General features: G+C 34.2%; 16 protein-coding genes, 1 tRNA gene and 1 riboswitch. Of the genes, 4 read left to right on the top strand and 13 right to left on the bottom strand.

Annotated features, from left to right (window positions below):
- Window positions 1-4: 4 nt before the first annotated feature.
- The 10 genes from EQM13_RS06600 to EQM13_RS06555 form a co-directional block, all read right to left on the bottom strand.
- Window positions 5-901, bottom strand: coding sequence for a dihydroorotate dehydrogenase (locus EQM13_RS06600; RefSeq protein ID WP_071141398.1), 897 nt, complete (start codon window positions 899-901; stop codon window positions 5-7).
- The gene (locus EQM13_RS06595) at window positions 894-1,628 is read right to left on the bottom strand and encodes a dihydroorotate dehydrogenase electron transfer subunit (protein ID WP_071141397.1); all 735 of its coding nucleotides are present in this window, start codon (window positions 1,626-1,628) and stop codon (window positions 894-896) included. The genes EQM13_RS06600 and EQM13_RS06595 overlap by 8 nt, the downstream gene beginning before the upstream one ends.
- Window positions 1,621-2,475, bottom strand: coding sequence for an orotidine-5'-phosphate decarboxylase (pyrF, locus tag EQM13_RS06590; RefSeq protein ID WP_071141396.1), 855 nt, complete (start codon window positions 2,473-2,475; stop codon window positions 1,621-1,623). Before pyrF ends, EQM13_RS06595 begins: the two co-directional genes overlap by 8 nt.
- The gene (locus EQM13_RS06585) at window positions 2,465-3,664 is read right to left on the bottom strand and encodes a dihydroorotase (protein ID WP_114218613.1); all 1,200 of its coding nucleotides are present in this window, start codon (window positions 3,662-3,664) and stop codon (window positions 2,465-2,467) included. Before EQM13_RS06585 ends, pyrF begins: the two co-directional genes overlap by 11 nt.
- A complete protein-coding gene (locus EQM13_RS06580) occupies window positions 3,665-4,093 on the bottom strand; it encodes an aspartate carbamoyltransferase regulatory subunit (RefSeq protein WP_071141394.1) in 429 nt (142 codons plus the stop codon).
- A 2-nt stretch (window positions 4,094-4,095) separates the two neighbouring features.
- On the bottom strand, window positions 4,096-5,019 hold the full coding sequence (gene pyrB / locus EQM13_RS06575; RefSeq protein WP_071141393.1) for an aspartate carbamoyltransferase: 924 nt from the start codon (window positions 5,017-5,019) through the stop codon (window positions 4,096-4,098).
- Window positions 5,020-5,160: 141 nt separating this feature from the next.
- Window positions 5,161-5,237 (bottom strand) — tRNA-Leu (locus EQM13_RS06570).
- Window positions 5,238-5,316: 79 nt separating this feature from the next.
- Window positions 5,317-5,973 (bottom strand): HAD family hydrolase, encoded by a 657-nt coding sequence (locus EQM13_RS06565; protein WP_071141392.1) that lies wholly within the window; start codon window positions 5,971-5,973, stop codon window positions 5,317-5,319.
- A 198-nt stretch (window positions 5,974-6,171) separates the two neighbouring features.
- A complete protein-coding gene (locus EQM13_RS06560; protein WP_071141391.1) occupies window positions 6,172-6,450 on the bottom strand; it encodes a spore coat protein in 279 nt (92 codons plus the stop codon).
- An 18-nt stretch (window positions 6,451-6,468) separates the two neighbouring features.
- Window positions 6,469-6,675, bottom strand: coding sequence for a hypothetical protein (locus EQM13_RS06555; protein WP_071141390.1), 207 nt, complete (start codon window positions 6,673-6,675; stop codon window positions 6,469-6,471).
- A gap of 236 nt (window positions 6,676-6,911) precedes the next feature.
- Window positions 6,912-7,012, top strand: a riboswitch (SAM riboswitch).
- A gap of 121 nt (window positions 7,013-7,133) precedes the next feature.
- Here EQM13_RS06555 and EQM13_RS06550 point away from each other — a divergent pair.
- Genes EQM13_RS06550 through EQM13_RS06540 form a run of 3 tightly spaced genes read left to right on the top strand, consistent with a single transcriptional unit; the run spans window position 7,134 to window position 9,590 of the window.
- A complete protein-coding gene (locus EQM13_RS06550) occupies window positions 7,134-8,138 on the top strand; it encodes a methionine ABC transporter ATP-binding protein (protein WP_071141295.1) in 1,005 nt (334 codons plus the stop codon).
- Window positions 8,139-8,780 (top strand): methionine ABC transporter permease, encoded by a 642-nt coding sequence (locus tag EQM13_RS06545; RefSeq protein WP_071141294.1) that lies wholly within the window; start codon window positions 8,139-8,141, stop codon window positions 8,778-8,780.
- Between the two features lie 12 nt (window positions 8,781-8,792).
- The gene (locus EQM13_RS06540; RefSeq protein WP_071141293.1) at window positions 8,793-9,590 is read left to right on the top strand and encodes a MetQ/NlpA family ABC transporter substrate-binding protein; all 798 of its coding nucleotides are present in this window, start codon (window positions 8,793-8,795) and stop codon (window positions 9,588-9,590) included.
- A 119-nt stretch (window positions 9,591-9,709) separates the two neighbouring features.
- Here the strand turns inward: EQM13_RS06540 and EQM13_RS06535 are convergent, their stop codons facing one another.
- Window positions 9,710-10,312 carry a GNAT family N-acetyltransferase gene (locus EQM13_RS06535; protein ID WP_071141292.1) on the bottom strand — a complete coding sequence of 201 codons (603 nt, stop codon included), beginning with the start codon at window positions 10,310-10,312 and terminating at the stop codon, window positions 9,710-9,712.
- A gap of 180 nt (window positions 10,313-10,492) precedes the next feature.
- The gene (locus tag EQM13_RS06530) at window positions 10,493-11,086 is read right to left on the bottom strand and encodes an HD domain-containing protein (RefSeq protein WP_071141291.1); all 594 of its coding nucleotides are present in this window, start codon (window positions 11,084-11,086) and stop codon (window positions 10,493-10,495) included.
- A 127-nt stretch (window positions 11,087-11,213) separates the two neighbouring features.
- On the opposite strand from EQM13_RS06530, the gene EQM13_RS06525 reads away from it, so the two are divergent.
- Entirely contained in the window at window positions 11,214-11,381 is a 168-nt protein-coding gene (locus EQM13_RS06525) for a CDIF630_02480 family spore surface protein (RefSeq protein ID WP_083382005.1), read from the top strand.
- Between the two features lie 45 nt (window positions 11,382-11,426).
- Here EQM13_RS06525 and ppsA read toward each other — a convergent pair whose 3' ends face one another.
- Window positions 11,427-13,796, bottom strand: coding sequence for a phosphoenolpyruvate synthase (gene ppsA, locus EQM13_RS06520; RefSeq protein WP_128752302.1), 2,370 nt, complete (start codon window positions 13,794-13,796; stop codon window positions 11,427-11,429).
- Between the last annotated feature and the right edge of the window lie 187 nt (window positions 13,797-13,983).

Raw genomic sequence — 13,983 nt, 5'->3', positions numbered from 1 at the left:
CTCCTTATATTATTCCTACTATTTCGTCTATACTTTTTATTCCGTTTTCATTCATAAACATCTCCATCCTCTGAATAATATCAACAGAAATATTCGGCTTTATAAAATTCCCGCTTCCCACTTGAATAAGAGAGGCTCCTGCCATTATATATTCTAAGCCGTCCTTATAATCCATTATTCCTCCTATTCCTATTATGGGCACGTCTACTGCTTTAGAAACTTCATAAACCATTCTCAACGATATAGGCTTAATACACGGTCCTGAAAGACCTGCTATAATATTATCAAATACCGGTTTTCTCTTATAAATATCTACCGCCATCCCTGAAAACGTATTTACCAAGGACAAACCGTCTGCTCCAGCCTTTACACAGTTTTCTGCAATATCAACAATATTTTCTCCGTTAGGTGATAATTTAACTATCAATGGCTTATTTGTAGCATTCCTTACTTCCTTAACTACTTTATAAGCTATTTCGGCTTTCAGTCCAAAAGCCATTCCTCCTTCCTTTACATTGGGACAGGAAATATTCAATTCTATTATGGGAATGGAAGTACCACTTATTATCTGAACTGATTTTATATATTCGTCAATGGTACTTCCGCCAATATTGGCAATCAGCACCGTTCCATACTTCTCCATTAGCGGAAGATCCTCTTTTATAAAATCATGGACACCCGGATTTTGCATTCCGATACTGTTTAAAAGTCCTCCGGTAGTTTCATATATTCTTATGCCTTTATTTCCTTCTCTCCTGTTCAATGTTAATCCCTTGGTACATATCCCTCCTAATTCCGACGGAGAAAAAAAATCTTCATATTCCTTTCCGAATCCGAATGTTCCTGATGCTGCAATTACCGGGTTCTTAAATTCTATGCCCCATAATTTTGTCTTAAGCATCAAAAACTACCTCCCTTCCGTTAAAAACAGGGCCTTCCTTGCATACCATTTTCATTCCTGAGATAGTTTCAATGGTACATCCTAAGCACGCTCCTATACCGCAGGCCATTCTTGATTCCATGGACACTTCTACCGGAATATTTTTTTCAATGCATATTTCCACCACAGCTTTCATCATGGGAATTGGACCGCAAGTATATACTTTTGTATATCTTTCGGGATTAAATACCCCAGTTACAAGCCCCTTATATCCGACGCTTCCATCCTCCGTAGAAATATAAATTTGATTTATATTCTCTTTTAAATCCTTTATAATGTAAGGGTTTTTTCTAAAACCGGCATATAAATCTATATCTCCCATTATTTTTCTTGAAAGATATACGAAAGGCGCTACTCCTATTCCTCCGGAGACAAGAGCAGCTTTTTCATCTTTTTCAAAAGAAAAGCCTCTGCCAAGAGGCCCTATTAATTTTATTTCGTCGTTTTCTTTCAGTTGTGAAAATATTTTAGTTCCCTTTCCCTTTAATTCATATAAAAATATTATTTTATCTTTATAAATATTGGATATGCTTATAGGTCTATTTAAAAACGGTCCTTCCCTCCATCCTCTCAACATATAAAACTGTCCGGGATTTCCCGAGAAATTACCTCCAACGGAAAGTTCATATACTCCATCCTCTATTCTTATGTTCTCCTCTATTTTCCCTATTACATATTCCTTAGCCATTTCGGATATCCTCCTTCATTAAAAGGACCGCCTGTCTGACATAATATTCGAATCTTTCTTCCCCATCTTCATAATTCTTGTAATCGGCAATTATTCCTCTTGAAGAATTCACTATCCCGCCATTTCCGTTTTTCAGATACAAGGCTGCTTCTCTTCCCTTTCCTCCCTGGGCTCCGTATCCGGGAATAAGGAAGAACATATTTTCATATCTCTTTCTTAAATTTGCTCCTTCATCTGTATGAGTTGCACCTACTACAACTCCCACTGAACTATATCCGCATCTTCCCATATAATTTCCGGCAATTTCTTTTATTTTGTCTCCCACCCAGTTATATACCTTATATCCTTTCACATTGAGATATTGAATATCTTCGGCTCCTTTATTCGAAGTTCTTAAGAGAACGAATAATCCCTTGTTTGCCTCTTGTACATATTCCAAGTAAGGTTCTATGCTATCCATTCCCATATAAGGATTGACAGTGATAAAATCGCATTCAAAATCTCCGCTGAAATGAGCTTTAGCATACATCTTCCCCGTAGAAGATATATCTCCTCTTTTTACATCTCCGATTACCATGGATTTATTATTTCTTATATATCTTAAGGTATCCCTATAAGCCTTCATTCCTTCTATCCCGTAGGCCTCATAAAAAGCTATCTGCACTTTATATATTGGGACCAGATCCAAAGTTTCGTCTATTACTGTTCTGTTAAATTGAAATAACAATTCGGAAACAGAATCATATTTTTTCTTTAATTTATCAGGTATATAAGAAATATCCGTATCAAGGCCAAGGCATATGCTTCCTTTCTTATTAACTTCCTCATAAAGTCTGTCAATAATCAATGGTCAAACCCCCATCATATTTTATTTCTCCATTTTTAACAGTTCCTATTACATCTCCGTAAAACTCCATTCCATCAAAAGGAGTATTCTTTCCTTTGGACAAGAATTTACTTCCGTCAATCCTCCTTTTTTTGTTTAAATCAACCAGCACTAAATCCCCGTCATATCCAACTTCTATCTTTCCTTTTCTAATTCCCATCAATTCTCCGGGTCTGAAAGACATCAACCGAGATAATTGACTTAATTTTATATAACCTCTTTTAACCAAGACAGTATAGCATACGGAAAAGGCGGATTCCAATCCGGAAATTCCGCAGGCCCCATTTATCTTATCTTCCTTACTATGAGGAGCATGATCTGTAGCTATTGCATCTATCCCGCCGTTCTTTAGTCCACATATAAGGTTATCTGCATCCTCTTTTTCCCTGATAGGAGGATTAACTTTATAATCATTGTCATAAAGAGCCAAGTGGTGAGGAGTCACCTCACAGGTAACTCCGACACCTTCCTTTTTGGCTTTTATTATCTCTTCCAACGCTTCTTTAGTACTCACATGGGCAAGATGAAGCCTTCCTCCTGAAAATTTTGCAAGAGAAATATCCCTTATGGTCATAAGGTTTTCTGAAAGTCTGTTATCCATAGGAGTTAAATTCTCATCTTCTGCATGGGATATTATTACAAGTCCTTTTTCCTTTGCCTTTAGAAAAGCCTTATACATAATGTCATTTCTTACTACTCCTTTCCCATCATCGGAAATAAATTTGACTCTTTTGTCCAAGGTATCAAGATGTTCTAAAGTTTCGCCGTCAAAATTTTTTGTAATGGAAACCACCTGATGAACGTCAACTAAGTCAAACTTCTTTGATTTATTCAATACATAATCAACTATTTCCATATTACTGCACACAGGGTTGGTATTTCCCATTAAATTTACAAAGGTATATCCTCCTCTTAGGGCTGCTTTACTTCCGGTATAAATATCTTCTTTGAAAGTAAATCCGGGATCCCTGAAATGATCATGCATATCCACAAAAGAAGGCATCACACATAAATCACCGGCATCAATTTTTTTACAATTATAATTTAAGTTCGTGCCGAAATCCTCTATTTTCCCACCTTTAATATACACATCTCCTGTAAATTCTTTAAAGCCGTCTACCACTCTTCCGTTTTTGACTAAAATATCCATTTAAATGTCTCCTGTATATATCTGATCGCAGTATTGACATTTATATATTCCCTTTTCTTTATCCACCAGGACAAAGACATGTTTAATATCTCTTTCCGTTGAAGTAACACACCTTGGATTTTTACACTTAATCACATTTTCTATCTTGGAAGGAAGAGAGAGCCTGGTCTTTTCTTTTATTTTCTCATTTTCTATAATATTTATGGTAATATTGGGATCAATAAAACCCAATAAGTTTAAATCTATATCTATATCATTTTCAATTTTAATTATATCTTTCCTACCATATTTCTTACTTGGAGCATTCATTATAAGGGCTACTGTGGAATGGATTTTATCCAAACCGAGATAATTGAATATTTTAAATCCACATCCTACCTTTATATGATCAATAACTATACCTTTAGTGATACTATCAATATAAAGCATTATTATACCACCCCCAATAATTTGGCCATAAGAGCCATACGAACAAACATCCCATTTTTCACCTGTCTGAAATAGCACGCTTTAGGATCATCATCTACTTCAATACTTATCTCATTGACTCTCGGTAAAGGATGAAGTACTTTCAGATCCTTTTTCGACAGGTCCAACTTTTTCTTATCTAATATATAACTATCTTTAAGTCTTATATAATCAGCTTCATTAAAAAATCTTTCTCTTTGTACTCTGGTCATATACAATATGTCCAAATCTCCTATAACATCTTCTAATTTTTCAACCTCTAAATATTTTATACATTTACTATCCAATATTTCAGTTTTAATATAATCGGGAATTTTTAATTCTTGAGGAGAAATGAGAACAAAAGATACATTTTTATATCTTGACATGGCTTTTATAAGAGAATGAGTTGTTCTGCCAAATTTTAAATCACCGCATATTCCAATAATTAAATTATCGAATGAACCTTTTTCTTTTCGGATTGTTAAAAGATCTGTTAAAGTTTGGGTAGGATGTTGATGCCCTCCATCACCTGCATTAATGATAGGAACAGGCGAGTAATGGGAAACATATTTTTGTGCTCCTTCTTTCGGATGTCTCATGGCTATAATATCCGCATAAGAACCTACTGTTCTGATAGTATCTGGGATACTTTCCCCTTTGGAAACGGAACTTGAATTAGGTTCGGAAAAGCCTATAACATTTCCTCCAAGTCGAAGCATAGCCGCTTCAAAACTAAATCTTGTTCTTGTACTGGGCTCATAAAATAATGTAGCCAATATTTTTCCATTACATAAACTGCTGTATCTTTTCGGCTCAGCAATTATTTCTTCGGCAAAAGAAAAAATTTCATCCAATTCTTCTACCGAAAAATCCAATGGATCAATCAAATGTCTTCCTTTAAGCATTTTATATTCCCTCCTTTTTAGCCTCACTGGACTATTTTAAATGAAAAGGACATAAAAAAACCTTCCTCAAAAGGAAGGCACAGCTTAGCTTGCCTATACTTTCCTTTTTGATCTCTCAGGATCAATTTAAAGGTATTTTTATGGTGCACAAGGAGGGACTCGAACCCTCAAAACTACGAACCTGAATCGTATACGTATGCCAATTCCGTCACTCGTGCAATTACATATATTCTAACATAGAATAATTAATCTTTCAAGAAAAATATTTTTTGTTTTATATATCCATTTTTCTAATTTTTATAATACAGAAGATAAATATATTCGAACTTCTTCCAAACTATTAAATACCTTGTCTGCTGAAGATTCAATTTCTTTGTTTCTTACCATATCGGGAACAAGAAAAACATTAATCCCTGCATTTTTTGCAGCTTTTATCCCCGGTAAAGAATCTTCCAAAACTAACGCTTTTGAAGTATCCACATTGGCTTTGCTACAAGCCTTTAGTAATATTTCGGGATTCGGTTTACCGTTTAAAACCTCGTCTCCGGAAACAATTATATCTATATGGTCCGTCAAATTTTCAAGTTTTAAATATTTTTCTACAGTTTTCCGATAACTTGAAGATGCCACAGCAATTTTAATATCTTTATTCCTTAAAAAATTTATCAGAGAATCCAGCCCTTTCTTTTTACGGACGGTCTTATTCTTATCTATAATCTCTCCTCTTACCTTCTTCATATAATTTCTCCATTCATTTATAGGAGCAGCTTCCCCATATATGTATCTCAGTTCTTTTAATAGATCTTCTTCTGTTTTACATATAAGCCCTTCATATGTTTCTGAACTTATCTCAAATTTATACTTTTCAGCTGCTACCTTCCAAGCTTCGTATGATATTCTTTCTGTATCAAACATCAATCCGTCCATGTCAAAAATAGTTAACAATAAATCCATTGCCTTGACCCTCCTGCAAATTTATTTAAGTCTCATGCTTCAAATGTTGAAGACATCCTAATATATTTTAACTCAAGTGTATTTTATATTCAATACATTAGAAATATCTAATCAATTGTTTCCATTCTAAAAATCCCTTGAAATGAAATATTATCTCATTTCAAGGGATTTCAAAAAAGTATATTCTCCTATTTGGATTTAATGCATATTCATTCCTGAAGTCCCGGACATTCCAGATGAAAGGCCGGTTTTAACAGTCTGAATAGATTTTTGATCAGCAGGAGGAGCCGGATTATAGTATCCTTTTTTTTCTGCTATTTGGAATAACTGATATTGAAATTGTTCCGCTTCATTTCTAAGTTGCTGCAATGTGCTCCTCAATTGCTGATTGGAACATTCCGTTATAGCTTTGGTATAAGATTCTATACTGGCTTTCGTTCCTGTCAAAACATCACTTACCATATCTTTTTCTTGCATATTATCCCTCCTTAATTTTTATAGTGAATTTGTTAAATTAGATGCGGTAGTTTGAGCATCTTGCCCGGACTGCTTAAACATCTGTTTAAGCTGAGCATCGTGACATTGATTAGAGTATAGATCAAATTTGGCAGCCATCGTTTGATGACAACTTGCAATTTCCCTTATGCTTTGAAGTTCACTTTGATTAATATTTCCTAAATTAACAGTATTTTTAAGCGCCATAAAATTTCTCCTTTCCACAAAATATTTTGTTCCTTAAATATTTTGTGTCTTTAGTTTGTCTATTATTCATTTAAGATTTTAGAATAGTTTTTTATTCATAGAAAAATACTTTAACTATAATAAAATATTATAAAAAAATTTTTAATGGAAACATAGTTTTTAATTTTTAAAAAATATTGACAAAAACTTAAATTACTATTAGAATATTTATTATACAAATTAATAGTAAGTTTAAACTCTTATCTAGAGAGGTGGAGGGACTGGCCCGATGAAACCCGGCAACCTGTGTAAATACAAGGTGCCAATTCCTACGGTAATACTTGCCGAGAGATGAGAGGGGATATAGTCCTCTTTCTTCCGAAAAGAGGTTTTTTTATTTAAAAAACCTTAAATCATTGAGAGAGGTATTTTATTGTCTTTATTACTTCACAGAGTAATTCTTTAAAGGGGTGAATTTGTTGATTACCATTGAAAACTTATCAAAAACTTATATACAAGATAATAAAAAAATTATTGCTTTAAAAAATATAAATTTAAACATAGAAAAAGGTGAGATATTTGGAATAATAGGGTTGAGCGGTGCAGGTAAATCAACTCTTATCAGATGTATAAATCGTCTTGAAGAACCTGACAGCGGAAAAATAATAATTGATAATGTGAATATCACAAATTTGAATAAAAATGAACTGAGAGAAGAAAGAAAGGGAATAGGAATGATATTTCAGAGCTTTAACCTTCTTTCCTCAAAAAATGTATACGATAATATAGCCTTTCCATTGCGATTGGAAAAAATGGATAAAAAAGACATAGATAAAAGAACAAAAGAACTCGTGAAATATGTTGAATTAGAAGATAAAATAAATTCCTATCCAGCCCAGTTAAGCGGGGGTCAAAAACAAAGAGTAGCAGTAGGAAGAGCATTAGCAAATAACCCTAAAGTACTCCTCAGTGATGAAGGTACTTCCGCATTGGATCCGATAACCACCAAATCGATTTTGGCATTGCTAAAAAAAATAAGAGATGAATTCAATGTCACCATAATCATGATTACTCATCAAATGGAAGTGGTTAAGGATATTTGTGACAGAGTCGCTATCATAGAAAACGGTAAAATAATAGAATCAAATACTGTCGAAGAATTATTCAGACATCCTAAGACAAAAATTAGTCGTTCTTTTATAAACAGCCTGAATATAAACACCGATGAATTCGTTCCACTGCCTAAAATTGATCACGGAAAATTAATAAGACTAAGCTTTAGTAAAGAAAACGCAAGAAAACCGGTTGTATCCGATATGATAAAAAAATTTAATATTTCTGTAAACATACTTTCCGGAAATATTTACGATCTAAATAAAACGAGCGTTGGATATTTGATTGTTCAAGTAGACGGAGAAAATGAAGAAATAGAAAAGTCCCTATCTTGGCTTAATAATCAAGGTATCAATTTCGAGGTGATTTAAATGGGGCAACTGGTATATGAAGCAACTTTAGAAACTATATATATGGTATTTTTCTCTACTATATTTTCTCTCCTTTTAGGATTCCCTTTAGGTGTATTATTAACAATTACCGAAAGAGGCGGAATATGGGAGAAGCTTATGTTAAATCAGATTCTGGAAGGAATAATCAATATTCTAAGATCCTTTCCTTTTATCATACTCATGATCCTCGTTTTTCCCGTATCCAGAATTATTGTGGGAACGACCATCGGAACGACTGCTACAATTGTCCCTCTTTCCATTTCTGCCGCTCCATTCGTTGCAAGAGTAATAGAAGAGGCATTAAAAAAGGTAGATAAAGGAGTCGTGGAAGCAAGTTTAGCCATGGGAGCTACAGTCAGACAAATCATATTTAAAGTATTGATTCCCGAAGCTATGCCTTCCTTAGTGTCAGGAATTACCCTAACTGTTATCAATTTAATCGGCTATTCTGCTATGGCAGGAGCTATCGGAGGAGGTGGTTTGGGAAATCTGGCCATAAGATATGGGCTCTATGGATTTCAAACCGACATAATGGTAGTTTCCGTAATAATAATTATTATTCTGGTTCAGGGAATACAGCTATTTGGCAATAAATTGGCTCACAAATTAAATAAAAAATAAGGAGGAATTATAATGAAAAAATTCAGTTTAATATTAATTGCCATTTTAATTTTTACTTTGCTCACCGGGTGCGGGAAAAAAGAAAGTGCAGAAAATGTAATAAAAATCGGAGTTTCTCCCGAACCTCACAAAGCAATTGTAGATTTGATTAAAGATGATTTAGAAAAAGAGGGAATTAAACTCGAAGTAATTGAATTTACCGACTATGTAAAGCCAAATACGGCCTTAGCCGACAAAGAAATCGATGCTAATTTCTTTCAACATCTCCCTTATATGAACGAATTTAAAGAAAAGCAAAATATAAATATCGTATCTATAGGTGCTGTTCATATTGAACCCATGGGATTATATTCCAAAAAATACAAATCCATAGATGAAATTCCCAACGGAAGTACCATTGCGATTCCAAATGATCCTACAAACGGAGGAAGAGCACTTCTGCTTCTTCAGGAAAACGGAATAATAAAATTAAAAGATCCGGATAATATTTTGTCTACAGAAAATGATATCGCAGAAAATCCAAAGAACTTAAAATTTGAGGCATTGGAAGCCGCTCAATTGCCAAGAGTACTCGGAGATGTAGATGGTGCTGTAATCAACGGAAATTATGCCCTTGAAGCTAATCTTGTTCCTACGAAAAATGCTTTAATACTTGAAGATAAAAGCTCCCCTTATGCTAATATAGTTGCTGTAAGAGGCGGAGAAGAAAACCAAGAAAAATTCCAGAAATTAATAAAAGCTCTCCAAAGCGAAAAGGTAAAAAAATTCATTGAAGAAAAATATAATGGCGGAGTAATCCCTGCATTTTAGAACTTTGAAAAATACACAATTACCAATTGCATATATAGTTCCATAACAAAAAAATGCGCTAAGGCGCATTTTTTTGCAGGCTATACTGAATTATCTGAGATTGTCAACATTGCCCCATGTTATTCTGCTAACATGGAATTAAGCAATTCATTATGACGATTCAATATTTCCATAATTGTTTTCTTGTCAATTTCTCGAATTGATAAGAATGGTTTAGGGTCAAGATCGTAATTTCCAATAGTCTTTTCAAACCATGCAACATCATGCCATGCGCCGCACTTATATCCTGTGTTGTGGTATACACCTAATTTTTTAAATCCGAGGTGTTCATGCAATTTTTTGCTATTTTCGTTAGGAGATGTAATGCCCCCATATACGTTGCGCACATTTTGCATCTGCAATATCTCAATCAAGGTATTGTAAAGTGCTTTGCCCACTCCGCAGCGCAAACAGTTTTTATCAATGTACACAGACAACTCTGCATTCCATTGATACGCAGCCCGCTCCATTTGTCTGTGCGCATATGCGTATCCAATAATTTTTTTATCCGACAAGCAGACTATATAAGGATATTCGGATGATATTTCCTTTATGCGATTTCTAAATTCATCTAAGGAAGGAGTCTCACATTCAAAAGTAATAGCTGTTTCTTTAATGTAGAACTCATATATTGCCAGAATTTCTGCGGCATCTGTTTCCTGAACCAGTCTAATTGTTTTCATACTAATGTCTCCTTTTCTTATTTATAGCAGCTTTTGAAAACAAAGCGTTATTACTTATTTCTATTGATAATCACTGCTGTATAATACTATTAGCTTTCAGATTACACCAACATACCTTACTTTCTTAATCGCAAGCAGAAATATCATACAAATTTGAATTTGACAAATAAAATATAGTTCTTATTCTTTAGTTATATATCCTTTCTTGAAAGAATCTTCAATTAGTCTCTCCGCATAATCATTAAGCACTTTTGAACTTCTTTTCAACGGGGCAATTCTATTAAGTATCTGTTTTTTTGAAATATTAAATTTTTTCCATGTTCCTCCCGAAGAATTATAATTCATTATAAAGGGTTGAAGTCTGTCCATGGAAGCTGCAAATAAGGCTTCATCCGTTTTCATTGCCTCAAATTCCTCCCAAAGGGACCTCAATTCTTCTCCTTTCTTCCCCGGAATCATTCCGAATATTTTCTCCGCTGCTTTAAGTTCTCTTTCTTTTTTATCCATATTTCCTTTCTCATCATAACAAAATGTATCTCCTGCGTATATTTCGACCAAATCATGGATCACCACCATCTTTATTACCTTAAATTCATCAATCTTGTTATCGGCATATTCCGATAATATCATAGTCATCAATGCTAAATGCCAAGAGTGTTCCGCATCATTTTCTCTCCTTGTACCGTTTATAAGACTCGTCTGTCTGAATATGCTCTTCATCTTGTCCAGTTCTACAATAAATTCAATTTCCCTATCTAATTCCTTGAAGTCCATATCTTCATCCCCCTTATAATTCGAATTCACCTATTAGTCTACCATAAATGATTCTTTTAAAAAATAAGTTTATCCCGGAATTTTATTTTCTGATATGTAAATAATAAGTAATGGAAGAGGTGAAAATATGAAAAAGAAAAAAACAAAGGTTAAAAAACCCGATATGCCCATTGAACCTCAAAGTATGAATGCTTATGACGATACGGAAAAATTAAAACCTGAATCTAAAGTATCCATACCAAGTCTCAGAGGAGTTATAGAAGCCAAAAAATGGGTGGAAGAAAATAAAAAGTAGGCTGATATTCTACCAAAATATCAGCCTATAATAGGGTCTATCTGTCTATTTTAATTTTCTTGCTTGCTTAAGTATAATTCTCTGTTCAACAGAGGCAACCAACCTTCTGGTATAATTGACCGTATCAGGATTGACGCTCATACTGTCAATTCCCTCTTGAACTAAGAATTCTGCGAATTCAGGATATTGGGACGGCCCTTGGCCGCATATGGAAATAGTCTTTCCGTATTTATGTGTAGCTTTAATTAATATGGATATTGCTTTCTTTACTGCTTCATTTCTTTCATCAAAATAACCCATATTATTTAATATCCCGGAATCCCTGTCTGCTCCCATTATCAATTGAGTAAGGTCGTTACTTCCTATACTGAAACCATCAACCAATTGAGCAAACTCTTCTGCTTCAAATACTACGGAAGGAACTTCTGCCATTATCCACAATTTAAAATTATTTCCTTGTACCAGTCCTTCCGATGCCATTATTTCCTTAACCTTTACCAGTTCCCAAGTAGTCCTTACAAATGGAAGCATCGCCCAAACATTAGTAAGTCCGTATTCCTCCCTTACCTTCTTAAGTGCCCTACATTCAAGTCTAAAACCTTCCTCGTATTCAGGAGATATATATCGTGATACGCCTCTCCATCCTATCATGGGGTTATTTTCAACGGGTTCTACTTCATCTCCGCCTTTTAAACCCCTGAACTCGTTAGTCCTGAAATCACTAAGTCTCACAACAATAGGCTTCGGATATATTGCTTGAGCAACCGTAGTTATTCCTTCCGACATCTTATCTATAAGTACTTTACCTTGATTTGTCTTAACCAAATACATAGGATGGGCTCCTATCATATTAGTAAATATAAATTCGGTTCTCATAAGTCCAATCCCATCGAAAGGTAATTCTTTATATCTATTTATAATTGAAGGTTCTCCCAAATTCATATATATTTTAGTTGCCGTAATAGGAGACAATTGATATACTAAATTGTCTAATGCCGCGGGATTTTGGGAAGATATATCTGATTTCCCTGTGTCTTCTTTTTCCTTCTTAAATACCTTTCCTTCATATACTACTCCCCTTGTTGCATCTACCGTTATACTCATTCCTTCCTTAAGAGTTTCGGTAGCGGTTTTAGTTCCCACTATACATGGAATTCCCAATTCCCTTGAAACAATTGCCGCATGGCACGTTCTTCCTCCCTCGTCGGTAACTACTGCACGGGCTCTTCTCATGGCTGGGACCATATCCGGATTAGTCATCACCGTTACAATAACATCCCCATCTTCTATTCTTGAAATCTCGCTGATATTTGAAATATTCTTTACATTTCCGCATGCAATTCCCGGCGAAGCCGATAATCCTTTAGTAAGTACATTTAATTCTTTCTTTTCTCCCATAGAATTCACCTCTTTCTTTACTCTATTTTTTAATGTAGTAATAGGTCTCGCCTGCAATATATATAATTTCTTTGTATCCTTATCGAATCCCCACTCGATATCTTCATAATTTTCATAGATATTTTCAATTTTTATGCCATATTCGGCCAATTCATCTATTTCTTCTTCTGTCAGACACTGCTTATTGATAAAATCATATCCTAAAAAGTCCGATACCCTTACTTCCACCGTTCCGATATCTTCCTCGTTTTTAACTACCATTACAACCTTTTCGGAAATATGCTTCTCGACTACTTTTTTATTGCATTTATCAAGAATATATTCATCCGGACTAACAGTTCCCGACACAACAGCTTCCCCCAAACCCCAACTGGCATTTATCATTAACTGATTAACATCATTTGTTATGGGATTAGCCGTAAACATTACCCCAGATTTTTCGCTGTTAATCATCTTCTGAATGACTACACTTAATGAAACCTGAAAATGATCAAAATTTTGTTTCTCTCTATAATAAATTGCTCTTGCTGTCCAAAGAGATGCCCAGCATTTTCTGGTGTACCTTAATACTTCATCTATACGGCTGATATGCAGGTATGTATCCTGTTGACCTGCAAAAGAAGCTTCAGGTAAATCTTCGGCCGTTGCAGAACTTCTGACAGCAACAAATGGATTTTCAATTCTCGTTTTTATACTAAATTCTTTATATGCTCTTTCTATTTCCTCTTTTATTTCATTTGGCATAGGAGAATTATTAATAATATCCCTTATTTCCAAACTTCTCATCTGTAGCTTCGCTGAATCCTCTATATCTAATCCTTCTATCTTTCTTCTAATTTTATCTCCCAATTCTTCCTTCGATATAAAATCACTATATGCTTTTGCAGTAATACAAAACCCGGGCGGTACGCTTACTCCCTTTTGTGTCAGTTCTCCTAAATTTGCTCCCTTTCCCCCTACTATAGGTATATCTTCTTTACTGATTTCGTCAAACCATTTTATATATTTGTATGTCATGGATCTTAATACCTCCCTTAGCATTTATAATATATATTATAGCACATTTATATAAATATGCCATACTATTTAAAAACTTTTTTAATAATTTTTAAAAACTTTTTAAAAAACAAAAAGTCCTCTATTCAGATATTAAACAGAAGACTTTTTATCAACTTTAAATTTATATATTTTATATTAGTCTGTT

Source organism: Acidilutibacter cellobiosedens (assembly GCF_004103715.1).
Classification (GTDB): Bacteria; Bacillota; Clostridia; order Tissierellales; family Acidilutibacteraceae; genus Acidilutibacter; species Acidilutibacter cellobiosedens.
Note: the sequence above shows the minus strand (reverse complement) of the source record. Positions and strands in the feature narration are given on the sequence as shown.

Bases quoted from the DNA above. Each gene is read 5' to 3' on its own strand.
- EQM13_RS06545 (WP_071141294.1), top strand. From the start codon at position 8,139: ATGGGGCAACTGGTATATGAAGCAACTTTAGAAACTATATATATGGTA.
- EQM13_RS06580 (WP_071141394.1), bottom strand. From the start codon at position 4,093: ATGCTTTATATTGATAGTATCACTAAAGGTATAGTTATTGATCATATA.
- EQM13_RS06565 (WP_071141392.1), bottom strand. From the start codon at position 5,973: ATGGATTTATTGTTAACTATTTTTGACATGGACGGATTGATGTTTGAT.
- EQM13_RS06535 (WP_071141292.1), bottom strand. From the start codon at position 10,312: ATGAAAACAATTAGACTGGTTCAGGAAACAGATGCCGCAGAAATTCTG.
- EQM13_RS06540 (WP_071141293.1), top strand. From the start codon at position 8,793: ATGAAAAAATTCAGTTTAATATTAATTGCCATTTTAATTTTTACTTTG.
- pyrB (WP_071141393.1), bottom strand. From the start codon at position 5,019: ATGCTTAAAGGAAGACATTTGATTGATCCATTGGATTTTTCGGTAGAA.
- EQM13_RS06560 (WP_071141391.1), bottom strand. From the start codon at position 6,450: ATGCAAGAAAAAGATATGGTAAGTGATGTTTTGACAGGAACGAAAGCC.
- EQM13_RS06585 (WP_114218613.1), bottom strand. From the start codon at position 3,664: ATGGATATTTTAGTCAAAAACGGAAGAGTGGTAGACGGCTTTAAAGAA.
- EQM13_RS06530 (WP_071141291.1), bottom strand. From the start codon at position 11,086: ATGGACTTCAAGGAATTAGATAGGGAAATTGAATTTATTGTAGAACTG.
- EQM13_RS06600 (WP_071141398.1), bottom strand. From the start codon at position 901: ATGCTTAAGACAAAATTATGGGGCATAGAATTTAAGAACCCGGTAATT.
- ppsA (WP_128752302.1), bottom strand. From the start codon at position 13,796: ATGACATACAAATATATAAAATGGTTTGACGAAATCAGTAAAGAAGAT.
- EQM13_RS06555 (WP_071141390.1), bottom strand. From the start codon at position 6,675: ATGGCGCTTAAAAATACTGTTAATTTAGGAAATATTAATCAAAGTGAA.
- EQM13_RS06525 (WP_083382005.1), top strand. From the start codon at position 11,214: ATGAAAAAGAAAAAAACAAAGGTTAAAAAACCCGATATGCCCATTGAA.
- EQM13_RS06595 (WP_071141397.1), bottom strand. From the start codon at position 1,628: ATGGCTAAGGAATATGTAATAGGGAAAATAGAGGAGAACATAAGAATA.